This is a genomic window from Cellulomonas sp. McL0617, from assembly GCF_049994875.1.
Classification (GTDB): domain Bacteria; phylum Actinomycetota; class Actinomycetes; order Actinomycetales; family Cellulomonadaceae; genus Cellulomonas.
In genome coordinates this window covers 3,548,056-3,569,521 of record NZ_CP188256.1, presented here as the reverse complement: position 1 = coordinate 3,569,521, position 21,466 = coordinate 3,548,056, and the positions used below count along the sequence as shown (strand labels likewise).

Sequence of the window (21,466 nt, the reverse complement as noted above, 5' to 3'; positions counted from 1 at the left end):
CGGCCCAGCCTCACATGGACGCGACGAGGTTCACCAGCAGCGCGATGATGACGGTCCCGAACAGGTAGCTGAGCAGCGCGTGCACCAGCGCCGTCCGGCGCATCTGCGACGAGCCCAGGTCGGTGTCCGAGATCGCGAAGCTCATCCCGACGGTCACCGCCACGTACGCGAAGTCGGTGTACTGAGGCGCTTCCTTCTGATGGAAGTCGATGCCGCCGGCGCCGTCGGTCAGGTACATCCGGGCGTACCGCAGCGCGAAGACCGTGTGGATCGCGGCCCAGGACGCCAGGACGCTCGTCATGATGGCGATGGTCGGCAGGAGCTGGCCGATCGCTCCGCTGACCAGCAGCGAGATCACACCGGCGAGCGTCACCAGGGCCGCGGCGATCACGACGAGGTGCGACACGAACCGCGTCGGCTCCTCCCGCGTCGCGTGGGACGCGGTCTCGTCGGGACCCATGGGCGCGCACGCGATCCAGGTCCAGACGACGAACACGGCGGCGATGGTCGCCCACCCGGCCAGCAGCGCCGCGAGCACCGACGACCAGCTGACCACGATCCCCACGCCGATGCCCAGCACCAGCCCGACGAGCAGGCGGACCGCCGGGGACACCACGACGCGTCGGTTGACCATGTCGACAGTGTTCCGGCCGGCCGACCGATTCGGCGTCAGGTCGCGAGTGTGTCCAGCGCCTGTGTGAGGTCGTCGATGAGGTCCTCGGGGTCCTCGAGGCCCACCGAGAACCGCAGCGTGGACTCGGCGATCCCCACGGCCGCACGCCCGTCCGCACCGAGCTTGCGGTGCGTCGTCGTGGCGGGGTGCGTGATGATCGACTTCGCGTCGCCCAGGTTGTTCGAGATGTCGACGATCCGAAGCGCGTCGACCACCCCGAACGTGGCCTTCTTGGCCACCTCTGCGGACGCGTCCGCCGGCACCGCGAGGTTGAACGTCACGACCGTGCCGCCGCCGCTCTGCTGCGTCAGCGCGAGCGCGTGCTGCGGGTGCGAGGGGAGGTAGGGGTAGCGGACCTGCGAGACCCCGGGCTGCGCCTCGAGCCAGGTCGCCAGGCGCAGGGCCGACGCCGTCTGGTGGCGGACCCGCAGCGAGAGCGTCTCCAGCCCCTTGAGCAGCACCCACGCGTTGAACGCCGACATCGACGGTCCGGTGTTGCGGATCATCGTCTGCACCGGGCCGTGGATGTACTCCTCGGAACCCAGGATCGCACCGCCGAGCACGCGGCCCTGACCGTCGATGTGCTTGGTCGCGGAGTAGACGACCACGTCGGCGCCGAGGTCGAGCGGCCGCGACAGGACGGGCGTCGCGAACACGTTGTCGACGATGACCAGGGCCCCGGCGGCGTGCGCGAGCCGCGAGACCGCCTCGATGTCGACAAGGTCCTGCATCGGGTTGGACGGCGTCTCGAAGAACACCACGTCGGCAGGCGTCGACAGCGCGGCCTCCCACTGCGAGAGCACGTGCCCGTCGACGTAGTCGGTGGTGACGCCCCACTTCGCCAGGACCTCGTCGAAGAGCACGACCGTCGAGCCGAACAGCGCCCGGGCCGCCACGATGCGTGAGCCCGACCGGGCCACGGCTGCCAGCGCGGTGAAGACCGCGGACATCCCGCTCGCGGTGGCGTAGGCCGCCTCGGCCCCGTCGAGCAGCCGCAGCCGCTCCTCGAACGTGGAGACCGTCGGGTTGTTGTACCGCGAGTACAGGAACCGGTCGTACTCACCGGCGAAGGCGGACTCGGCCTGTGCGCCGTTGTCGTAGACGTAGCCCTGCGTCAGGAACAGCGCCTCGGACATCTCCTGGAACTGCGACCGCACCAGCCCGCCGCGCACGGCGAGCGTGTCGGGGCGCAGCGTGCTGCGCTCGACGCGCTTCTCGTCCCAGTCGCCGGGACCCGGCACGCGAGCCGCGCTCATCGCTGGCGCCAGGGCAGGCCGGCGGCGCGCCAGCCCGAGTGCCCGCGGTGGCCGTCCGCGCCCACGTCGCCCTCGAAACCCTCGAGCACGTTGTAGGCGGGGCCGAGCCCGGCGGCCGTCGCGGCGTTCGCGGCCGCGATCGAGCGCACGCCCGACCGGCACAGGAACACGATCGGCCGACCGTCGCCGGACGCCAGCCCGAGCTCGCCCAGCTGCTTGAGGAACTGGGGGTTCGGGCGTCCCGACGGATAGGTCACCCACTCGACCAGTGCGGAGCGGCCGTCGATCGCGGCGGCGTCCGGGATGCCCACGTAGGCCCACTCGGCGTCGGTGCGCACGTCGACCAGCAGCGCGCTCTGGTCGGACGTGAGCAGTTCCCAGGCCTGCTGGGGGGTCAGGTCGCCGGCGTAGCTCATGCGGGCCCCGTCTCATGGGTGGTGGCGTTCACGGTGCGATACCTCCATCGGTCCTGGCGGTAGCACCCTCGTCCGAGGCTGCCGGTGGTCGACAGCGTGCTCGCGGGTTGCTGCGGCGTCGTCGAGCCAGATCTCTCAGCCGCTCTGGATGGTGCCGGTGATGCTAGTGCGGTGATCCGTGGAATCCAACTGGTGGAATCGAGGTCTTGCGATCCGAGACGATCCGTCCCGGACGTTGACAGTCCCGCGGGGGTGCGGGGACCCTCTTCTCAGGTCATGAGCGCCAGCGTCAAGCCCCGGCTCGCTGGCCGGCAACCCTCCTCCGCGGTGGGGTGCCCCGGGTGACGACCTGGCCGTGCTCCGTCCGGGGCTCGGCAAGCGCGGGGTCCACCGTCGTGGTTGCCCCCTTTGTCGGAGGACCATCATGACCGCAACTGCCGAGCGCCTCTCCTGTGCGGACGTCGATGCGGTGAGCGCCCTGCTCCCCGTCGTCGGCGGCAACACCACGGTGCCCCTCGTCGACGGCTCGCAGGTCGTCTACGCCAACCTGGACTACGCCGCCAGCGCGCCTGCGCTCGAGGCCGTCGCTGCCCGCGTCACCGAGGTGCTGCCGCTGTACGCGTCCGTGCACCGCGGCGCCGGCTACCTCTCGCAGGTGTCCACCGCGTTGTACGAGTCGGCCCGCCAGACGATCGCCCGCTTCGTGGACGCGCGTCCCGACGACGTCGCCATCATCACCCGCAACACCACCGACTCGCTCAACCTGCTGGCGGGCGTGGTCCCGACCGGCGGCCGGGTGCTCGTCCTCGACATCGAGCACCACGCCAACCTGCTGCCCTGGGTGCACTCCGCGCCCGGTCACGGTCACCAGACCACGATCCTGCCGATCGCCGGCACCGTCGCGGAGACCCTGAGCAAGCTTCGCGACGAGCTCGCGCGCCAGCACTACGCCCTCCTGACCGTCACGGGCGCCTCCAACGTCACCGGCGAGTCGCTGCCCCTGGACGAGGTCATCGCCCTCGCGCACGCCGAGGGCACGCGCGTCGCGATCGACGGCGCCCAGCTGGTGCCGCACCGCGGGTTCTCGTTGACGTCGTCGGACGCCGACTACATCGCGTTCTCGGGGCACAAGACCTACGCGCCGTTCGGGGCCGGCGCGCTCGTCGGTCGTCGCGACTGGCTCGACACGGGCTCGCCGTACCTCGCAGGGGGAGGTGCGGTGCGCGACGTGCGGACCGATCGCACGATCTGGCAGCCGGCCCCGGCTCGGCACGAGGCCGGTTCGCCCAACGTGATCGGCGCCATCGCGCTCGCGGAGGCCTGCGACCAGCTCGCAGCCCTGCCGGCGGGTGCGCTGCACGCCCACGAGGACGCCCTGCGCGCGCGGCTGGTCGCCGGTCTGAGCGCCATCGACGGCGTGGAGATCGCGCGGATCTGGCCCGACTCGGCCCCGCCCGTCGGCGTCCTGACGTTCACCGTCCCGGGACACAACCCCGGCCTCGTCGCCGCGTACCTGTCCGCCGAGCACGGCATCGGCGTCCGCGACGGCCGCTTCTGCGCGCACCCGCTGCTCGCGCACCTCGGGGCGTCCGACGGGGCGATCCGCGCGTCGGTGGGCGTCGGCACGCCGAGCGAGGCCGTCGACCGGCTCCTCACGGCCCTGACGGAGTACCTGGCCGACGGCCCGCGCTCCGGCTACGAGATCGTCGACGGCTGCTGGTCGGTGGTCGACGACACACGCCCGCTGGTCGAGGTGCACGGCCTGGACCACCTGGCCGCGACGGCCGCAGCCGCCTGCGGCCCGGCCCTGGACGACTGACCGCCGACGGCTCGGCCCGGCCCCCGGCCCGGGCCGTCCGCCGAGACCGGCAGTTCGTCGCGAGAACGGCAGTTCAGAGTGCCGTTCTCGCGCCAAAGTGCCGTTCTCGCCACTGGGACCCGGGAGAGGATGACTGGGTGCAAGACAGGAGCCAGGAGCAGGTCGGCGTGCTCGGTGTGGTCGCGTTTCTCGTCGAGGTGGTGATGGTCGCCTTGCTGGCCGTGGCTGGGTGGCGGCTCGGCAGCAGCACGCTGCTGTCGTTGGTCCTCGCGGTCGTGTTCGTGGCGGTCGCCGTCGCGGTGTGGAGCCGCTGGATGGCCCCGCTCTCGACGCACCGCCTCCCCGGCACCGTTCGGGCCGTCGTGGCCACCGGGCTGTTCGTGCTCACAGCGGTCGTCGCGCTGCTCGCGGGCATCTCGGCGTTCGTCGTCGTCCCGTTCGCCGTGATCGGCGCGGCCGTCTTCACGGCGGCCCGCGCGTCCTGACGCCCGCTGCGCCCGCGCCACCGCCCGGCCGTGCGAACGCGCGCGACGCCTGTCCGGACGGGGTGTCGTCGCCGGCCTGCGGGTGGGCGGTGTCTGGACGAAGATGGTCATCAAGGCGGGCGGCCGGCGGGATCCGAGACCCGACGGCCGTTCGTCGGCCGATCAGGCGTGCGGCGTGACCGAGCCCGTCAGGTGCGGGGCGCTGCTCCAGGCCGCGAACGAGAAGCCGACGTCCGACGGTGCGATCCGGACGTCGACCGTGGACGGCAGCAGCACGGGTCTGAGGAAGGTCACCGACCAGTCGAACGCGTCTCCGCGGGCGGCTCCGACGGCCGCGAGCGCACGCGACGCCGTGTACAGGCCGTGGGCGATCGCGCGGGGGAACCCGAACGCGCGGGCGGCCAGTGACGACACATGGATCGGGTTGCGGTCGCCGGAGACGGCGGCGTAGCGGCGGCCGGTGTCGGCGGCGAGCACCCACCTGCCGGTCGGCGTCGGCGGCTCGAAGGACGTCCGCTCGTCCGCGGCGTCGCCCGCCAGGAACAGGCCGCGCGCGAGATAGGTGGACACGCCCCGCCAGACGATCTCGTCGTCGACCGACACGGTCGTCACGAGGTCGACCTGGGTGCCCGTGCGGTGCCCGCGCAGGTTCGTCGCGGACGCGTGGAGGTCGAGCCGGTCGACGAGTGTCACGGGCCGGGTCTGCGTGACGTGGTTCGACAGGTGGATCAGGCCGGCCACCGGCAGCGGGAAGTCGGAGCGCGCCATGAGGGCCGTCGCGACGGGGAACGCGAGCACGTGCACGAACCCGGCCGGCAGGGCGTCGCTCGCGGACTCGCCGAGCAGGTGCTGGTACGCGGTCAGGTGGTCGGCGGACGCCTGGACGCCGCGCACGACGTACTCGACGGCCGGCAGCTCGGCCGGTGCCCGGCCCCGTCGTCGGGACAGAGCCAGCCGTCCCGACGAGGCCGCGCCGCGCACGTACAGTCCGCCGAGCCCGGGCACGCCGGGCAGGACGACGACCGTCACCGGCCGACCAGGTTCTGCCCGCACACCCGCAGCACGCGTCCCACGATCCCGCCGGCCGCCGGGGAGGCCAGGAACGCGACCGTCTCGGCGACGTCGACGGGCAGCCCGCCCTGCTGCAGGGAGTTCAGCCGGCGCGCGACCTGCCGGGTGACGGCCGGGATGCGCGCGGTCATCTCGGTCTCGATGAACCCGGGCGCGACGGCGTTCGCGGTACCCCCGAACACCTCCAGCAGCGGCGCGGTCGCGCGGACCATGCCGATCACGCCACCCTTGGACGCCGCGTAGTTGGCCTGCCCGCGGTTGCCGGCGATGCCGGAGGTCGATGCGAGGGAGACGATCCGCGGGGCGTCGGTGAAGTCGCCGGACGTCAGCAGCGCCTCGTTGATCGCCAGCTGGGACGCGATGTTGACGGCCAGCACCGAGTCCCACTTCTCCGGCGTCATGTTGGCCAGCAGCTTGTCGCGCGTGATGCCGGCGTTGTGCACGACGATGTCGAGCCGTCCGTGCCGCGCGAGCGCGTGCTCGAGGATGCGCGCCCCGGCGTCCGGCGCCGTCACGTCGAGCTGCAGCGCGGTTCCCCGCACGCGGTTGGCGACGACCACCAGGTGCTCCCCGGCGGCGGGCACGTCGACCACGACCACGGTCGCACCGTCCCGGGCGAGTGTGTCCGCGATCGACTCACCGATGCCGCGGGCGGCCCCCGTGACCACCGCGACGCGACCCGCCAACGGTCGGTCCCACGACGCGGGGAGCGACCCGGCCAACGAGTCGACCTCCAGCAGCTGGCCGTCCACGAACGCCGACCGCGTGGACAGGAAGAACCGCAGCGCACCGACGACGGAGGGCGCGGTGACCGGGACGTCGGACCCGAGCACGAGCCCGTTCGCGGTCGCACCGCCGCGCAGCTCCTTGGCGATCGACCGCAGGAACCCGTCGACGCCCTGCCGGGCCGCGGCGACCGCCGGAGCGTCGTCGGACGTGGCGGCGCGGGAGACCGTGAACACGCGACCGCCCCGCGCCAGCCTCTTGAGCACGCCGGCGAGCTCGAGGACGGGAGCCGCCAGCTCCGACGGGTGGGTCAGTGACGTGAGCCCGAGCACGACGGCCGAGTACCGCAGGTCGGGCGCCGCCACCCGGTGCACGTCGAGGTCCCAGTCGGCCGACAGGAGCCGGGCGAGCTCGTCGTCGCCGATCACCAGGACCGGCCCGTCGAGCAGCGCCTGGCCTTCCTGGAAGCGACGCAGCGGTGTGGGCTGCGGGAGCCCCAGCTGCTTGGCCAGCTTGCCCGTGAACCCGCCGTTGACCAGGTTCAGGTACGTGTCGGCGGACATCAGGCCGCCTCGAGGATCGCGGTCATTCCCAGACCCCCTGCGGCGCAGACCGACACCAGTGCCCGGGTTCCGGGTCCGCGTCGGTGGAGCTCCTTGCTGACGGTCGCGACGATCCGACCGCCCGTCGCGGCGAACGGGTGCCCGGCGGCGAGCGACGAGCCGTGGACGTTGAGCTTCGCGCGGTCCACGGAGCCGAAGGCGCCCTCGAGCCCCAGGCGGTCGCGGCCGAACGACTCCGACTCCCACGCCGCCAGGATCGTCAGCACGGTCGACGCGAAGGCCTCGTGGATCTCGACCAGGTCGAAGTCGTCGAGGGTCAGCCCGTTGCGGGCGAGCAGCCGGGGCACGGCGAACACAGGAGCCATGAGCAGTCCGTCGACGCCGTGCACGAAGTCGACCGCGGCCGCCTCGGCGTCGACCACGGACGCGAGCGGGACGAGACCGTGCGCGGATGCCCAGTCCGCGGAGCCGAGCAGCACCGTCGAGGCACCGTCGGACAGCGGGGTCGAGTTGCCCGCGGTCATCGTCGCCGGGGTGTCCAGCCCGAGGCCGAAGACGGGCTTCAGCGACGCCAGCTTCTCCAGGGACGAGTCCGCTCGCAGGTTCGCGTCGCGCGCCAGGCCGCGGAAGGGCGTGACCAGGTCGTCGAAGAACCCGGCGTCGTAGGCCGCGGCCAGGTTCTGGTGGCTGGCCAGCGCGACCTCGTCCTGCGCCGCCTGCGAGATGCCCCACTGCGCGGTGGTCAGCGCCTGGTGCTCGCCCATCGACAGGTGCGTGCGCGGCTCGTCGGTGCGGGGAGCGGAGGGCGCGAGGTCCTTCGGGCGGATCTTGGCGACGGCGGCGAGCTTCTGGGCGGCGGACTTCGCGTGCGAGAGGTCGAGCAGCTGGCGCCGCAGCCGGTCGCTCACCGCGATCGGGGCGTCCGACGTGGTGTCGACGCCGCCCGCGATCGCCGACTCGAGCTGTCCGAGGCGGATCTTGTTGCTGAGCGACACGACGGTCTCGAGCCCGGTCGCGCACGCCATCTGCACGTCGTACGCGGGCGTCTCGGCGGAGAGCGCCGAGCCCAGCACAGACTCGCGCGTGAGGTTGAAGTCGCGGCTGTGCTTGAGGACCGCACCGGCCGCCACCTCGCCGATCCGTTCGCCCTGCAGCCCGTAGCGCGCCACCAGCCCGTCGAGCGCGGCCGTGAGCATGTCCTGGTTGCTGGCGTGCGCGTAGGGGCCGCCGGCGCGGGCGAAGGGGATGCGGTTGCCTCCGAGCACGTAGGCGTTGCGCGGGGTGGGGGTGGTGGTGCGACGGGCCATGAGGGGCTCGTTCCTCTCGCATTCGTCGATGAAGCGAACCGGCTTGATGTGACGCAGTGTCCGAAACCCACAGTACCTGATACCTTCGGTCTCGTGAGCCCGAGCCCCCCGGGTACGTCGACGTCGACGACCCTCACCGCCCTCATCGTGCAGCCGTCGGAACCCGACGGCCGCTCGACCCGTTGGGCCGACCATCGCGAGGCCCGGCGCGCGGAGCTGGTGCGCACGGCCCGCCGCACGGTCCACCATCGCGGACCGGACGTCTCCATGGAGGAGATCGCCGCCGACGCGGGCACCTCCAAGTCGATCGTCTACCGCTACTTCACCGACAAGACCGGGCTGCAGATCGCCGTCGCCGAGGCCGTCGTCCTGCAGATCCAGGGGGCGCTCGAGGGCGTCCTGCGGGTCGCGCCGACGCCGCGGGAGGGTCTGCGCGCGATGGTCGCGGTCTACCTCGAGATGATCGAGTCATCGCCCAACGTGTACGCGTTCGTCACCCGCAACGGGTCGGTGGAGTCCGGCGGGCCGCTCGGGCACTTCCTCGACTCGGTCACCGCCCTGGTCGCCGCGCCGTTCGCGCGCGGGCTGACCGAGGAGCACAACGGCAGGGCACGCCGGCCGGAGGACGCGTCGGCCGACGACGCCGCCCTGACCGCCCGCGTCGCGCTCGCCGAGTCCTGGGCCGCGGGCGCCGTCGGCTTCGTGCGCGGGTCCGGGGAGTGGTGGCTGGCGCACCGTGACGAGCCCGGCACCCCCGACCGCGAGGAGATCACCGCCCACGTCGCCGCCTGGTTGTGGGCGGGACCCGTGGGCCTGCTGGCCCGAGACCGAAAGACCGCTGGAAGCCCCACCGACGTCAGCACGAGCACGGAGGAAGCATGAGCACCACCACGCAGCGCACCTCGACCCCGGTGGACGACACGGGCGACCCCCGCCTGGACGCCGACGTCTCCGTCGACATCGCCCATCTGAGCGAGGTCCTGCTCGGCCACTACCCCGAGCTGCGGCTGGCGGCCCGCCGGCTGATGACCGACGAGCGGTTCCACCGGATCGAAGGGCAGTCCGTGCCCGAGCACCGTGAGCGCGTGCTCGCCCAGCTCCGGTTGCTGGCGGCCGAGGGTGACGTGCACCGCTCGTTCCCCGAGCGGTTCGGCGGCGCCGGCGACCACGGCGGCTTCCTGGCGCGGTTCGAGGAGCTGACGCACGCGGACCCGTCGCTGCAGATCAAGTCGGGTGTGCAGTGGGGGTTGTTCGCCTCGGCGATCTACCACCTGGGCACCGACCGCAACCATGATGAGTTCCTCGCCGACGCCCTGTCGATCAAGGTCCCGGGTGCGTTCGCGATGACGGAGACCGGCCACGGTTCGGACGTCGCAGCGATCGGCACGACGGCGACGTACGACGGGTCCACGCAGGAGTTCGTCCTCCACACACCGTTCCGGGCCGCGTGGAAGGACTACCTGGGCAACGCCGGTCAGCACGGCACGGCCGCGGTCGTGTTCGCGCGGCTGGTCACCCAGGGCGTGGACCACGGCGTTCACGCCCTCTACGTGCCCATCCGCGACGAGGCCACGATGGCCTTCCTGCCGGGCGTCGGTGGCGAGGACGACGGGCTCAAGGGCGGCCTGAACGGCATCGACAACGGCCGGCTCTGGTTCGACCACGTGCGCGTCCCGCGCACCAACCTGCTCAACCGGTACGGCGACGTCACCCCCGAGGGCGTCTACGAGTCGCCGATCGACAACCCCGGACGCCGGTTCTTCACCATGCTCGGCACCCTCGTGCAGGGGCGCGTCTCGCTGGACGGCGCGGCCGTCGTCGCCGCCCGGCTCGGCCTGACGATCGCGATCACCTACGGCAACCAGCGGCGCCAGTTCGCGTCCTCGTCGCCCACCGAGGAGGTGGTGATCCTCGACTACGCCGAGCACCAGCGCCGCCTCCTGCCGCTGCTCGCCGAGACGTACGCCGCCGGCTTCGCGCACGAGGACCTGCTCGCGGCGTTCGACGACGTGTTCTCCGGCCGCAACGACACCCCGCAGTCGCGCGAGGACCTGGAGACGCTGGCCGCCGCGCTCAAGCCGACGTCCACGTGGCACGCGCTCACCACGCTGCAGGTCTCGCGCGAGGCGTGCGGCGGCGCCGGGTACCTGGCCGAGAACCGGCTCACCGGGCTGCGTGCCGACATGGACGTCTATGCCACGTTCGAGGGCGACAACACCGTCCTGCTGCAGCTCGTCGGGAAGCGTCTCCTGGCTGACTACGCGCACTCGTTCAAGCACCTCGTCGCCACCAAGGTGGCCCGCGTCGTGGCCGAGCGGGCCGCCGACGCCGCGCGGTACCGGACGCCGTTGGTGCGGGCCGTCCAGACGATCGCCGACGTGGGCGACCCCCGTCGGTCGGCCGGTCAGCTGCGCGAGACGACGACCCAGCGCGAGCTGCTCGTCGACCGTGTCGAGACCATGGTCGCCGAGGTCGCGCAGGCCCTGCGGCCCGCCCAGAAGGCGACGCCGGCCGAGGGTGCCGCGCTGTTCAACGCGCACCAGCACGAGCTCGTCGAGGCCGCGCGAGCGCACGCCGAGCTGGTGCAGTGGGAGTCGTTCACTGCGGCGCTCGAGCGGGTCACCGACCCCAGCACCCGGCAGATCCTCACGTGGGTGCGCGACCTGTTCGGGCTCTCCCTGATCGAGCGCCACCTGACGTGGTACCTGCTGAACGGTCGGCTCTCGACCGGGCGGGCCCGCACCGTGACGTCGTACATCGACCGGCTGCTGGCCCGGCTGCGGCCGCACGCCCAGAGCCTCGTCGACGCCTTCGGGTACGAGCAGGCCCACCTGCGCGCCCCGATCGCGTCGGGCGCGGAGGAGTCGCGCCAGACCGAGGCGCGCGCGTTCTACGAGGCCCAGCGTGCGTCGGGCGACGCCCCGGTCCCGGAGAAGCACCACCGCTGAGGCCCCGCGGGCGTCCGAACAGGCTGCCGTTCGGACGCCTGCGGCGTCAGGCCTTGCGGTTGGCCCGGCGCGTCTTGGCGATCCAGCCGGCGATGCCGCCGAGCACGAACGTCACCAGGATGACCACCCACTCGGGGGTCTCGAACGAGGTGAACACCAGGTTGAAGCTCACCGGATCCCGGTTGGCGACGATCAGGACGATGACCACCACGAGGATGACGAGAGCGAGCCAACGCCGCTTGAGGAACGCGACGACGGCACCGTCGCCGGCGGGCGTGCTGTTCTGAGACATCGGACGGACCTCCGCTAGACGACGGGTCGTCCGATTGTTCCGCCTCGTGGCCCTGACGAGGTCATTCCGGGTTGCAACGCGCCGCGATCATGTCCACCGCGCTGACGTCCGGTCGCCAGGGCTCCAGGTTCCAGGTGGCCTTCTCGGGGGCGCCGAGCTGATGGCACTCGAGCTGGGCGCGCATGGTCGGGCTGTCCGCGTCGGGATCCTGGGCGACGAGCTGCGACCACAGGCCCACGCTCGCCGCCTGCGACCACGCCCGGGCCCAGGCGCTCGGCGTCACGGCGAGCGACCTGCCGCCCTCGGCCTGCCCCCAGACGGCGCCCTGCACGGCCACGCTCGCGACCCACACGCCCGTGGGTGCCGTGCCGGTGAGCCGGACCGAGGTAGGCCCATCCTGCTCGAGCCGGATGCCTGGCGCGTCCGTGCTGATCCCGGCGACGAACGCGCCCGCGGCACCCTCGACGAGCGCCGACCCGTCCTCGAGCGCCCGGAACGTGGTGCCGGCCGGCGCAGTCAGCACCGTCTCGCCCTCGGAGACGCTGAGCCGGACGGACCCGTCGTCGTCGGGCGTCACGGTCGCGACGGCCGTGCGGTCCAGAGGCTGGGCGGTGATCGTCGCGGGCCCGCTGGTGACCGCGACCGCTGCTGGGGTCGGGGCCGCGTGCGTCGGGCTCGGGGTCGGCGCTGCCGGGCCCGTGCAGGCCGCGAGGGCGAGGGTCGCCGCGACGAGCGCGACGACCACGCGTGACCTCGGCATGCGCCGACGGTAGCAACGTCACCCGCTCAGCCAGACGCACGAGGACGGCTCGACGACGTCCGGGTCCGCGTGCGGCGTGCTCGTCACCACGAGCCCGTGCCCGGTGGGGACGAGCCGGTGCAGCGGCCAGGCTCGCGACGAGGCGTTCAGCACCACGATCGACGTGCCGCGCTGCGCCACCAGGATGCCCGGGGGCGCGGGCAGCCAGGTGACCAGGGCGGGCGCGTGGACCCAGAGCCGTCGGCGCTCGCGCAGCGCGTGGTGCAGCACGGACCACGGGGACGCCGGGTCCTGCTCCTGCACGTCGCGCGCGAGGGCCGCGAACGACGGCGGCATCGGCAGCCACGGCGTGCCGGTGGTGAACCCGAACGAGGGGTCCGAGGAGGTCCAGGGCAGCGGGATGCGGGCGCCGTCGCGGTTGGGCAGCCGGCCGCCCGAACGCAGCGACTGCGGGTCCTGCCACGCCTCCCGGGCGACGTCGACGTCCGGCAGGCCCAGCTCGTCGCCTGCGTAGAGGTAGAAGGCGCCCGGCATGGCGAGCAGGAACAGGTGCAGCGCGAGCGACCGGTCGGCGCCCAGGCGGGTCGCTGCTCGTGCGACGTCGTGGTTGCCGACGACCCACGCAGGCACGGCACCGACGGACCGGTTGGCCAGCAGCTGCTCGTGGATCGTCCGGCGCAGGGCCGCGGCGGACCAGGCCGTGCGGAAGAGCTCGAACGCGAACACCTGGCCGAGCTCGTCGGACCGGGCGAAGGCCGCGGTGCGGTCGGGCGGGCCCCACGCCTCGGCGACCGCGTAGACGTCGGGCGCGCAGTCGTCCAGGACCTTCCGCCACGACCGGTAGATCTCGTGCACGTCCGGCCGGTCCCAGTGCGGGTGGACGGGCGCGTCGCGACGGATCTCGGCGTAGGACGGGTCCTTGGCGAGGCCGCCCGCGACGTCCACCCGAAAGCCGTCAACGCCCCGCGCCACCCAGAACCGCAGCGTCGCCTCGGCGTCGGCCCGCACGTCCGGGTGTGCCCAGTTGAGGTCGGGTTGTTCGGGCGCGAACAGGTGCAGGTACCAGTCGCCGTCGGGCAGCCGCGTCCAGGCCGACCCGCCGAACATGGACCGCCAGCGGGTGGGCGGGCGGTCGCCCGGCAGCATGTGGAACCGCTCGCGGGAGGACGCGCCAGGGCCGTCGGCGAGCGCCTGCCGGAACCACGGGTGCTGGTCGGAGACGTGGTTGGGGACGAGGTCCAGCACCACGCGCAGCCCGCGCGCGTGCGCCTCGTCGACCAGCCGGTCGAACGTCTCGAGGTCGCCGAACAGCGGGTCGACGTCGCGCGGGTCGGCGACGTCGTAGCCGTGGTCGGCCTGCGGGGACGGGTAGATCGGGGTGAGCCAGAGGGCGTCGACGCCGAGGCGGGTGAGCGCGTCGAGGTGCTCGACCAGTCCCCGCAGGTCGCCGATGCCGTCCCCGTCGCCGTCCGCGAACGAGCGGACGTAGACCTGGTAGACGACGGCCGTCCGCCACCAGCCACGGGTCATCCCACTCGCACCACCTCGACGAGCACGACGCTCGGGCTGGGCAGCCGGACCGAGACGGCTCCGTCCAGGGGGTGCTCCCGCACCGCGAGACGGTCCGCCGCGCGCAGCGCCGCCCACTGCTCGTCGGACGGCCAGTCGGCGCCGGCACCCAGCTCGGACCAGATGCGCGCGATGTTCGAGTGCGTCGCGTCCACGCGGTGCTCGCGGACGGTCCACGCGCCCTCGTCGAGACCCTCGAACGTCAGCTCCACCGTGCGGTCCAGCGGCTGCGACCCGTCGACCTTGCTCTGGTCGAGGGTGCCGTTCCACAGGGCGACGGCGACCCGGTCGGACCCGTCGCGCGACGCCCACGCCTCCACCAGGGAGCCGGCGCCGTCGCCGTCGACGGTGGCCGCGACCTCGTCGCGACCCAGCTGCTCCAGCAGGTACAGGGCCCACCAGCGCGGCTTGCGCAGCTCCCCGACGGTGCGCAGCCCGAACCCGCCGTGCAGCAGCCGCGGCGGACGGCCGAGCTCCTCGAACTGGTCGGAGACCACCCAGTAGGAGAGGGCGTCGATGCGGCCGGCCGCCGACCGCATGCCGCGCGCGAGGAACGCGGCCGAGAAGACACCGTCGTTGGCGTTGCCGAAGTGCGTGGGTGTGACACCCCACTCGGTCCACCAGATCTGCGCGTCCGACCGGCCGTAGCGCTCGAGCGTGGGTCGCAGGTCGAGCGGCGCGTTGCCGTAGGTGTGCGTCGAGACGAAGTCGACCGGGGCGCCCGAGGACGCGACGTGGTCGAGCAGCCCGTCGACCCACCCCGCGGCGGCGGTCGAGGGGCCGCCGACGACGAGCCCGTCGTCCACGGATCGGACCGCCCGGACCGTCACGTCGTAGAGCAGCCAGAACTCCTCGCGCGTGCCGCTCCAGAACACTTCGAGGTTCGGCTCGTTCCACACCTCGAACGACCAGCGCTCGCGGACCTCGTCGAGGCCATAGCGGTCGACGAGGTGCTGCACCAGGTGGCGGACCAGCGACGCCCACCGCTCCCAGTCGCGCGGCGGCGAGACGATCGCCGCGTAGTCGAACACGGTCACCAGCGGGTCCGACGCCAGGTCGCGCGGCATGTACGACAGCTCGACCACCGGCCGCAGGCCGAGCCCGAGCAGTCGGTCGTACACCGCGTCCACGCCGGTGAAGTCGTGCACCGGCTGCCCGTCGACCTCGCGGTAGACGCCGAGGTCGTCGCACAGGATCGCGTGCGCCCGGACCGTCGAGACCCCCAGCTCGTCGTGCGCGGCGCGCAGCGCCGAGGTCAGGTCGTCGGCGATCGACTGCCCACCGACCGTGTCCGGGCTGAGCAGCAGGCTGAGGTGCTCGGACCCGATCATCGGTCGCCACGGCCGCGGCAGCTCGCCGACGACCTCGTCGACCGCGACCGACACGCGCACCGGCGACGCGACGCCCGCCAGGGAGGTCGCGGCGACCTCCGGCCCGGCCGGCCCGGTGACGGACACGTCCGAGACGGTCGCCACCGCGTACCGGTAGGGGACGCCGGGCGCGCCGGTGGTGTCCGCGTACGGCCCGTGGGGGACCGCCAGGACGTCGCCGCCCGCGTGGTCGAGCGGGCGCAGTCCGTCGTCGGACCCCCGGAGCACCTGGTACCCGACCGCGCCGGGCACCGGGTCCCAGTGCAGCGTCACCTGGCCGACGCCGGGTTCGGCGCGCAGGCCGGTGGGGGCCGGCAGCACGGGGATCTCGTGCTCCACGGCGTCGGACGAGGGCAGACCGATCCGCGCCTCCCAGTCGGTGCGTGCGTCGCTGGTCACTTGATCACCCCCGCACCGAACTCCTCCTGACCGATCAGGGGCCGCAGGACCTTCTCGACGTCCCGGGTGCCGAAGGAGCGGTGCAGCACGTCGTGACCGAGCAGGTTGCCGATCGCGCCGAGCACCATGCCCTGGTCGAGGGACAGGTACCGCTTGGCCTGCGTGTTCGAGCGGACGGCGACCGCGTCGTAGAACCCGCCCTTGCCGTACGCGTGCAGCGTGGTCTCGATCTTGCGGAGGTTGTCCATCGCCGCGCGCTGGTCGTACGGCAGCGCGAGGAACGAGGCGTGCGGCGTGACGACGCCGTCGCCGAACGTCGGTGTCGGGTTGGTGGCCGGGCGGCAGCCGTCGTAGCCGGCGTCCACGTTGGTGGCCTCGTGGTCGGACGGGTACCCGTCAGGGTTCATGCCGATCGCGTCGACGCCGTAGACGTTGTACGTGCCGAAGGGGTCGCTGGCCGGGGAGAAGCCCCAGTACCCGTAGCCCGCCTCGTCCAGACCGTGCTCGATCTGGGCGCGCACGGCGAGCGGGTGGTTGACGCCCCAGCTCTTCGGCGCCCATGTCGACTCGGGCACCAGCAGGTCCGGCATGAGCTCCTCGAACATGTCGCCGCCCCACGTCGGGACGATGTGCATGCCGCGGTAGGTGAACGCTCCCTCGAAGACCTGCTGACCTTCGTAGGTCCGCGTCACGCCGACGGGCCGCTGCTCCAGCCACGACCAGTCGCAGCTGGCCGGGAACGTGCGGTTGGTGGCGAAGTAGGCCGCCGGCGGGATCTGCCCGCGCACGATGCCGAGGTAGGTGGAGATCCGCGGCTCGGAGTCGGTGATGTCGTAGTGGTTCTTGGTGAAGTAGACGGGTGTCCCCGCGACCGTCCCCGGGTCGGTCGCCACGGCTGGCGGCTCGGCCCAGAAGCCGCCCCGCATCATGCCCGGCTTGGTGCCGCCGAACTGGTTCGCGTCGTAGAACGCCCCGAAGTTCATCGGCGCGAGCAGCCGGTCCACCTGACGGCGCAGGGACGGCTCCGCGGTGCGGACGACCATGAGCGCAGCCGCGAACCAGCCGTTGTCCACCGTCGACAGGAACGGGTCCACATGGTCGCCGTTGGGGAACGCGGTGAGCTTGGCGCCCGTCGCCTCGTCGTACCAGTTGTAGAACATCCCGCTGGGCTGGTGGCGCTCGACGGTGCTCATCGTGGTGAGCGTCTGCGCGAGGCGCCGACGCTCCTCACGCTTGCTGATGATCCCGAGCTCCTCGGCCGACACGGTCGACCACATGTAGGCGCCGATGTTCGTCGGTGAGGTGTAGCCGGAGCGGGTGGCGGGGTCGAGGGAGCCGTCGATGTTGTCGGCCGGCAGACCCGTCTTCTCGTCGGTCATCGCGACGAACGAGGTCCAGGTGTCGGCGGCCCATCGACGCAGGTCCTTCTGGTCCTGTCTGTTGTCGTGGGCGATGGCCGAGGGTGCTCCTGAGAGCACCAGAGCGGCGGTAACGAGCATGGCAGAGCCGGCGGTACGGAACTTCACGGTGTCGAGTCCTCTCAGGACTTCAGGCCGGTGGTCGCCAGCCCTTGGACGAAGTGGCGCTGCAGGGCGAAGAAGACGATCAGGATGGGGAGCACGACCACGACTGATCCGGCCAGCAGCAGGCCGTAGTGGGTCGAGTTCTGGCCGACGCTGTAGAGCGCCAGCGCGACAGGCAGCGTGTACATGTTCTCGGTGCTGGAGACGACCAGCGGCCACAGGAAGTTGTTCCACGAGCCCAGGAAGGTCAGGATCGCGAGCGTCGCCAGGGCGGGCTTGCACAGCGGCATGACAACCCGTAGGAAGATCCGGAACTCGCCGGCCCCGTCCACGCGGGCGGCGTCGATCAGCTCGTCGGGGATGCCCTGCATGAACTGCCGCATCAGGAATACACCGAACGGTCCTGCGAGGAACGGCAGGATCAGTCCCCAGTAGGTGTTGACGAGGCCGAGGTTGCTGACCAGCACGAACAGCGGCACCAGCGTGACCATCCCGGGGATCATCAACGTGGCCAGCACCAGCCGGAAGAGCCAGGTGCGCCCCCAGAAGTCGATCTTGGCGAACGCGTACCCCAGCATCGAGCAGAACACCAGGTTGCCGAGCGTGACGGTGACGGCGACGACGACCGAGTTGGTGAAGAACTGCATGAAGTCGAGCCGCGTGAACAGCTCGTGGAAGTTGTCCAGCGTCGGGCTCTGCGGCCACCACGTCGGCGGGTTGGCACGCAGCTCGCCCTCGGACTTGAACGCGCCGAGGAACATCCAGACGAACGGCGTCACGACGAGGACCAGGCCGACGCCGAGGACGACGTACAGCCAGGGCCGGGCCTGCGGTTCGCCGATGTGCGAGCCGACCGTGCCGCGAGCCTTGGTCGACTCGACGGGCTTCTCGATGGTGGTCATCGCATGCCTCCGGTGACGATCGGGGCGTCCGCGTCCGCCATGGCGGCGACGGGCGTCTTGTGCCACCAGTGGTGCTTGCGCCCGGTGGCGTCGTTGCGCTCGCCCAGGAGCCGGAACTGCAGGACGGTCATCACGACCACGGCGAGGAACAGGATGTAGCTCATGGCCGCGGCGACGCCGTAGTTGCCGAACCCGAACGTGTTGTAGATCAGGTACGCGACCGACAGCGTCGAGTTGAGCGGGCCGCCCTGCGTCATGACGAACGGCTCCTCGAAGAACTGGAGGAAGCCGATGCCGGTGATGACGCCGGCGAACAGCAGCGTCGGTCGCAGCGTGGGGATGGTGATCCGGGTCAGCCGCTGCCAGGCGTTCGCACCGTCCAGCGCAGCGGCCTCGTGCAGGGCCTTGGGCACGGACTGCAGCCCGGCCAGCATGATGACGATCAGGGTGCCGATGGAGCGCCACACCGCCATCGCGATGAGCGACGGCATGGCCCACGTGGTGCTGCCGAGCCAGTTGGGTCCCTGGATGCCGAACCAGCCGAGGACCTCGTTGACCAGTCCGTTGTCGGGCTGCAGGAGGAACCGCCACACAACGGCCACGGCGACGATCGACGTGACCACCGGCATGTAGTAGCCGATGCGGAAGAAGCTCGCGAGCCTGGTGATCCCCGTGTTGAGCGCCACGGCGATCGCCAGCGAGATCCCCATGGTCAGCGGGACGCCGACCACCACGAAGTAGAGGGTGTTGAACACCGCGGTGTGGAAGGTGGGGTCGGCCAGGACGGTCGTGAAGTTGCTGAGTCCGACCAGGTTGACCGCGAACGGGTTCTGCAGGTCACGGCTCTTGATGTCGGTGAAGCTCATGAAGAGCGACGACAGAACCGGCCACGCGGTGAACACCAGGAACAGCAGCACGAACGGTGCTGCCATGCCCCAGGCCGCGATGCTGCGCCGTCGGCGCAGGGGTGAGGAGCGGCGGACCCGCAGCGGTGTGACGGCCTGGTCGGCCGTACCCCGCTGAGGACGGGTGCCGGCCCCTGAGGTCAGGGTCGCGGCCATGGGTCAGAGCCCCGTCCCGATCTGATCGGCCTGCTGCTGGATGTTCTTGGCAGCCTGGGCCGGGTCCTCGCCGCTCTTGCAGACCTTCTCCAGCTCGGTGTCGATGACGCCGGCGATCTGCTCCCACGTGGGGATCGCGGGTGCGGCGACGCCGTTCTTCATCTGGTCGCCGAATACCTTGAGCGCCGGGTCGGTGGCGAGAGTGCCCAGCGTCCAGGCGGACTGCACGGCGGGCAGGTCGCTCGTCGTCGTGTACCAGGCGGCCTGCGTCTTCGGGTCGCTGAGCCACTGCACGAAGGCCCAGGACGCGTCGCGGTTCTTGGTGTTCTTGAACACCGCGAGGTCGCTGCCGCCGATGAACGACGCGGGCTTCACGTCGGCCGGCAGCGGAGCCAGCGTGATCTTGCTCATGACGCCGGCGTCCAGGGTCTTGAGGGTGCCGATCTCCCACGGTCCGGAGATGAACGAGCCGATCTTGCCGGCGACGAAGTCAGGCTCGAGCGTGCCGTCGGGCAATGCGGTCGGGGCCACCTTGTCGGTGAAGAACGACTGGTAGTACGTCAGCGCCTTGACCATCTCCGGGGTGTCCAGGGTCAGCTTGCCGTCGGAGCTCATGAGGTTGGCGCCGGCCTGCCACGCGAACGGCAGGAACGTCTGCCAGGCACCGGTCTGACCGGGCTGCAGGTTGATGCCCCACTGCGCGCCGGCGTTCTGCAGACCCTTGGCCGTGGCGGTCAGGTCGGCCCAGGTGGCCGGGGTCGGGGAGACGTTCGCCTTCTGGGCGAGGGCCGTGTCGAGGTAGAGCACGCGCGTCTCGACGTACCACGGCACGCCGTAGGACACGTCGCCCACGACCGTCGAGCCCCAGGCGCCGTCGAAGAATGTCGACTTGTCCACGACGTCTGGTGTCGGGTCGAGACCGCCGGTCGAGGCGAACTCACCCATCCACGTGGTCCCGATCATCGACACGTCGGGCGTCTGCTTGGCGGCGATCGCGGTCGCGATCTTGTCGTGGGCGGCGTCCCAAGGGATCGCCGTGACGTCGATCTTCACGTTCGGGTACTTGTCGGTGAAGGCCTTCGAAAAGTCACCGAGGGCCTCACCCTCGGTGCCCATCGCCCAGACCGTGACCGTGCCGCTGAGGTCCGTCGAGGCGACGGGTGCGGCGCTGGTCTCCTGTCCTGCGGGGGTGTCGCTGCGACCGCAGGCAGCCAGGGCGAGCAGGCTGACGGCCATCGCGGCGACGCTGACGCGCGTGGTCCTTCTCATGGTTCCTCCTGTGTCCGGACGGATCCTTGTGGGGTCCGTCAGGCGTGGGGCCCGCAGCTGTCGCGCACCACCAGGTCGGTGGCGAGCGACTCGTGCCGCAGGGTCGTGCGGCTTCCGGTGATCCGTTCGTCGAGCGCCTCGGCGGCGAGCGCTCCGAGGGCGCGCATCGGCTGACGGACCGTGGTCAGGGCGGGACGGGCGTGGCGCGCGGCCATCACGTCGTCCCAGCCCGTGATCGCGACGTCCCGGCCCACTGCCAGACCGATCCCCTCCGCCGCGACGATGGCCCCGAGCGCGATCTCGTCGTTGGCGCAGACGAGAGCGTCAGGAGCGTGGGTGCCCCCCAGCAGGTCCGTGGCGACGCGCGTGCCCGAGCTCTCGTCGAGTCGGCAGGGCGCCACGGTCAGGTCGATGCCGTGCTCCGCGAGCGCGTCGTGCACCCCGCGCCAGCGCGCCACCACGTCGGGCGAGTCCTCGGGGGTTCCGACGAACACCACGCGGCGGGGGTGGTGGGTGGCCAGGTGCTCGCCGAGCAACCGGGCGGCCGTGTGCCCGTCGGTGCCGATCGCGTCGGCGCCAACGACGCCGGGCCGCGCGACGAGGACCACCGGCAGGCCGCCGGCCGTGAGGTCCGCGACGAGCGCGTCGCTGACCGTCCGGCCGAGCAGGACCAGCCCGTCCACCCGTCCGGCGAGGTCCCGAACCGCCGACTCGGCGTCGGCCCGGCCGCGGGTGGCCAGCACGAGGACGCTGCGGCCGCGTTGCGACGCCGCCTCCTCGTACCCCAGCAGCACCTCGGCGTAGTACGGACCGGACAGGTCGGGAAAGACGATCCCGTTGGCGGCGTGGCGTCGCTGGGCCAGCGAGGTGCCCGCGTGGCTCGGTCGGAAGCCCAGCTCGGCGACCGAGGCGAGCACGCGCTCGCGGGTCGCGGTGGCCACAGGCGCGGACCCGTGCAGAGCCCGGGAGACGGTCGCAATGGCGACGCCCGCGTGCTCGGCGACGTCGTAGATCGTCACCGTCCGACGGCTCGTGCCGCCGTCGTCGGCGGTCATAG

The 21,466-nt window shown here is 72.0% G+C and carries 19 protein-coding genes and 2 riboswitches; of the genes, 4 read left to right on the top strand and 15 right to left on the bottom strand.

Going from position 1 to position 21,466, the window contains the following annotated elements; genetic code table 11:
- Positions 1 to 10: 10 nt before the first annotated feature.
- Genes ACPPVS_RS16235 through ACPPVS_RS16225 form a run of 3 tightly spaced genes read right to left on the bottom strand, consistent with a single transcriptional unit; the run spans position 11 to position 2,345 of the window.
- On the bottom strand, positions 11 to 634 hold the full coding sequence (locus tag ACPPVS_RS16235) for a DUF1345 domain-containing protein (protein WP_426593266.1): 624 nt from the start codon (positions 632 to 634) through the stop codon (positions 11 to 13).
- A gap of 35 nt (positions 635 to 669) precedes the next feature.
- A complete protein-coding gene (locus ACPPVS_RS16230) occupies positions 670 to 1,929 on the bottom strand; it encodes an O-succinylhomoserine sulfhydrylase (RefSeq protein WP_426593265.1) in 1,260 nt (419 codons plus the stop codon).
- Entirely contained in the window at positions 1,926 to 2,345 is a 420-nt protein-coding gene (locus ACPPVS_RS16225; RefSeq protein WP_426593264.1) for a rhodanese-like domain-containing protein, read from the bottom strand. Before ACPPVS_RS16225 ends, ACPPVS_RS16230 begins: the two co-directional genes overlap by 4 nt.
- Positions 2,346 to 2,386: 41 nt before the next feature.
- A riboswitch (SAM riboswitch) is annotated at positions 2,387 to 2,500 on the bottom strand.
- Between the two features lie 117 nt (positions 2,501 to 2,617).
- Positions 2,618 to 2,732, top strand: a riboswitch (SAM riboswitch).
- A gap of 37 nt (positions 2,733 to 2,769) precedes the next feature.
- On the opposite strand from ACPPVS_RS16225, the gene ACPPVS_RS16220 reads away from it, so the two are divergent.
- Positions 2,770 to 4,164: an aminotransferase class V-fold PLP-dependent enzyme gene (locus tag ACPPVS_RS16220; RefSeq protein WP_426593263.1), complete on the top strand. Its 1,395-nt coding sequence runs from the start codon at positions 2,770 to 2,772 to the stop codon at positions 4,162 to 4,164.
- Between the two features lie 137 nt (positions 4,165 to 4,301).
- Entirely contained in the window at positions 4,302 to 4,649 is a 348-nt protein-coding gene (locus ACPPVS_RS16215; protein WP_426593262.1) for a DUF2568 domain-containing protein, read from the top strand.
- A gap of 162 nt (positions 4,650 to 4,811) precedes the next feature.
- Here ACPPVS_RS16215 and ACPPVS_RS16210 read toward each other — a convergent pair whose 3' ends face one another.
- The 3 genes from ACPPVS_RS16210 to ACPPVS_RS16200 are packed head-to-tail and all read right to left on the bottom strand — an operon-like array spanning position 4,812 to position 8,316.
- Complete coding sequence (locus tag ACPPVS_RS16210; RefSeq protein ID WP_426593261.1) at positions 4,812 to 5,678, bottom strand: MaoC/PaaZ C-terminal domain-containing protein; 867 nt, start codon at positions 5,676 to 5,678, stop codon at positions 4,812 to 4,814.
- Positions 5,675 to 7,009: a 3-oxoacyl-ACP reductase gene (locus ACPPVS_RS16205; protein WP_426593260.1), complete on the bottom strand. Its 1,335-nt coding sequence runs from the start codon at positions 7,007 to 7,009 to the stop codon at positions 5,675 to 5,677. Before ACPPVS_RS16205 ends, ACPPVS_RS16210 begins: the two co-directional genes overlap by 4 nt.
- The gene (locus tag ACPPVS_RS16200) at positions 7,009 to 8,316 is read right to left on the bottom strand and encodes an acetyl-CoA C-acetyltransferase (protein WP_426593259.1); all 1,308 of its coding nucleotides are present in this window, start codon (positions 8,314 to 8,316) and stop codon (positions 7,009 to 7,011) included. Before ACPPVS_RS16200 ends, ACPPVS_RS16205 begins: the two co-directional genes overlap by 1 nt.
- A 93-nt stretch (positions 8,317 to 8,409) precedes the next feature.
- Here ACPPVS_RS16200 and ACPPVS_RS16195 point away from each other — a divergent pair, with 93 nt between their 5' ends.
- Both ACPPVS_RS16195 and ACPPVS_RS16190 read left to right on the top strand, forming a co-directional pair.
- The gene (locus ACPPVS_RS16195) at positions 8,410 to 9,198 is read left to right on the top strand and encodes a TetR/AcrR family transcriptional regulator (RefSeq protein ID WP_426593258.1); all 789 of its coding nucleotides are present in this window, start codon (positions 8,410 to 8,412) and stop codon (positions 9,196 to 9,198) included.
- A complete protein-coding gene (locus ACPPVS_RS16190) occupies positions 9,195 to 11,264 on the top strand; it encodes an acyl-CoA dehydrogenase (RefSeq protein ID WP_426593257.1) in 2,070 nt (689 codons plus the stop codon). Before ACPPVS_RS16195 ends, ACPPVS_RS16190 begins: the two co-directional genes overlap by 4 nt.
- A gap of 46 nt (positions 11,265 to 11,310) precedes the next feature.
- Here the strand turns inward: ACPPVS_RS16190 and ACPPVS_RS16185 are convergent, their stop codons facing one another.
- The 9 genes from ACPPVS_RS16185 to ACPPVS_RS16145 all read right to left on the bottom strand — a co-directional run bounded on the left by ACPPVS_RS16185 (position 11,311) and on the right by ACPPVS_RS16145 (position 21,464).
- The gene (locus ACPPVS_RS16185) at positions 11,311 to 11,556 is read right to left on the bottom strand and encodes a LapA family protein (RefSeq protein WP_426593256.1); all 246 of its coding nucleotides are present in this window, start codon (positions 11,554 to 11,556) and stop codon (positions 11,311 to 11,313) included.
- A 61-nt stretch (positions 11,557 to 11,617) separates the two neighbouring features.
- Positions 11,618 to 12,316, bottom strand: coding sequence for a DUF2599 domain-containing protein (locus tag ACPPVS_RS16180; RefSeq protein WP_426593255.1), 699 nt, complete (start codon positions 12,314 to 12,316; stop codon positions 11,618 to 11,620).
- Positions 12,317 to 12,334: 18 nt separating this feature from the next.
- Positions 12,335 to 13,846 (bottom strand): alpha-amylase family glycosyl hydrolase, encoded by a 1,512-nt coding sequence (locus ACPPVS_RS16175; protein WP_426593254.1) that lies wholly within the window; start codon positions 13,844 to 13,846, stop codon positions 12,335 to 12,337.
- The gene (locus tag ACPPVS_RS16170; RefSeq protein ID WP_426593253.1) at positions 13,843 to 15,654 is read right to left on the bottom strand and encodes a GH39 family glycosyl hydrolase; all 1,812 of its coding nucleotides are present in this window, start codon (positions 15,652 to 15,654) and stop codon (positions 13,843 to 13,845) included. The genes ACPPVS_RS16175 and ACPPVS_RS16170 overlap by 4 nt, the downstream gene beginning before the upstream one ends.
- Positions 15,651 to 17,180, bottom strand: a complete 1,530-nt coding sequence (locus tag ACPPVS_RS16165) for a glucoamylase family protein (protein WP_426593252.1) — start codon at positions 17,178 to 17,180, stop codon at positions 15,651 to 15,653. The genes ACPPVS_RS16170 and ACPPVS_RS16165 overlap by 4 nt, the downstream gene beginning before the upstream one ends.
- A 14-nt stretch (positions 17,181 to 17,194) precedes the next feature.
- Positions 17,195 to 18,079 carry a carbohydrate ABC transporter permease gene (locus ACPPVS_RS16160; RefSeq protein WP_426593251.1) on the bottom strand — a complete coding sequence of 295 codons (885 nt, stop codon included), beginning with the start codon at positions 18,077 to 18,079 and terminating at the stop codon, positions 17,195 to 17,197.
- Positions 18,076 to 19,140 (bottom strand): carbohydrate ABC transporter permease, encoded by a 1,065-nt coding sequence (locus tag ACPPVS_RS16155; RefSeq protein WP_426593250.1) that lies wholly within the window; start codon positions 19,138 to 19,140, stop codon positions 18,076 to 18,078. Before ACPPVS_RS16155 ends, ACPPVS_RS16160 begins: the two co-directional genes overlap by 4 nt.
- Positions 19,141 to 19,143: 3 nt before the next feature.
- Positions 19,144 to 20,409 carry an extracellular solute-binding protein gene (locus ACPPVS_RS16150; RefSeq protein ID WP_426593249.1) on the bottom strand — a complete coding sequence of 422 codons (1,266 nt, stop codon included), beginning with the start codon at positions 20,407 to 20,409 and terminating at the stop codon, positions 19,144 to 19,146.
- Positions 20,410 to 20,447: 38 nt separating this feature from the next.
- Positions 20,448 to 21,464, bottom strand: a complete 1,017-nt coding sequence (locus ACPPVS_RS16145) for a LacI family DNA-binding transcriptional regulator (protein WP_426593248.1) — start codon at positions 21,462 to 21,464, stop codon at positions 20,448 to 20,450.
- Between the last annotated feature and the right edge of the window lie 2 nt (positions 21,465 to 21,466).

Bases quoted from the DNA above. Each gene is read 5' to 3' on its own strand.
- ACPPVS_RS16235 (WP_426593266.1), bottom strand. From the start codon at position 634: ATGGTCAACCGACGCGTCGTGGTGTCCCCGGCGGTCCGCCTGCTCGTC.
- ACPPVS_RS16230 (WP_426593265.1), bottom strand. From the start codon at position 1,929: ATGAGCGCGGCTCGCGTGCCGGGTCCCGGCGACTGGGACGAGAAGCGC.
- ACPPVS_RS16225 (WP_426593264.1), bottom strand. From the start codon at position 2,345: ATGAGCTACGCCGGCGACCTGACCCCCCAGCAGGCCTGGGAACTGCTC.
- ACPPVS_RS16220 (WP_426593263.1), top strand. From the start codon at position 2,770: ATGACCGCAACTGCCGAGCGCCTCTCCTGTGCGGACGTCGATGCGGTG.
- ACPPVS_RS16205 (WP_426593260.1), bottom strand. From the start codon at position 7,009: ATGTCCGCCGACACGTACCTGAACCTGGTCAACGGCGGGTTCACGGGC.
- ACPPVS_RS16200 (WP_426593259.1), bottom strand. From the start codon at position 8,316: ATGGCCCGTCGCACCACCACCCCCACCCCGCGCAACGCCTACGTGCTC.
- ACPPVS_RS16190 (WP_426593257.1), top strand. From the start codon at position 9,195: ATGAGCACCACCACGCAGCGCACCTCGACCCCGGTGGACGACACGGGC.
- ACPPVS_RS16185 (WP_426593256.1), bottom strand. From the start codon at position 11,556: ATGTCTCAGAACAGCACGCCCGCCGGCGACGGTGCCGTCGTCGCGTTC.
- ACPPVS_RS16180 (WP_426593255.1), bottom strand. From the start codon at position 12,316: ATGCCGAGGTCACGCGTGGTCGTCGCGCTCGTCGCGGCGACCCTCGCC.
- ACPPVS_RS16175 (WP_426593254.1), bottom strand. From the start codon at position 13,846: ATGACCCGTGGCTGGTGGCGGACGGCCGTCGTCTACCAGGTCTACGTC.
- ACPPVS_RS16160 (WP_426593251.1), bottom strand. From the start codon at position 18,079: ATGACCACCATCGAGAAGCCCGTCGAGTCGACCAAGGCTCGCGGCACG.
- ACPPVS_RS16155 (WP_426593250.1), bottom strand. From the start codon at position 19,140: ATGGCCGCGACCCTGACCTCAGGGGCCGGCACCCGTCCTCAGCGGGGT.
- ACPPVS_RS16150 (WP_426593249.1), bottom strand. From the start codon at position 20,409: ATGAGAAGGACCACGCGCGTCAGCGTCGCCGCGATGGCCGTCAGCCTG.
- ACPPVS_RS16145 (WP_426593248.1), bottom strand. From the start codon at position 21,464: ATGACCGCCGACGACGGCGGCACGAGCCGTCGGACGGTGACGATCTAC.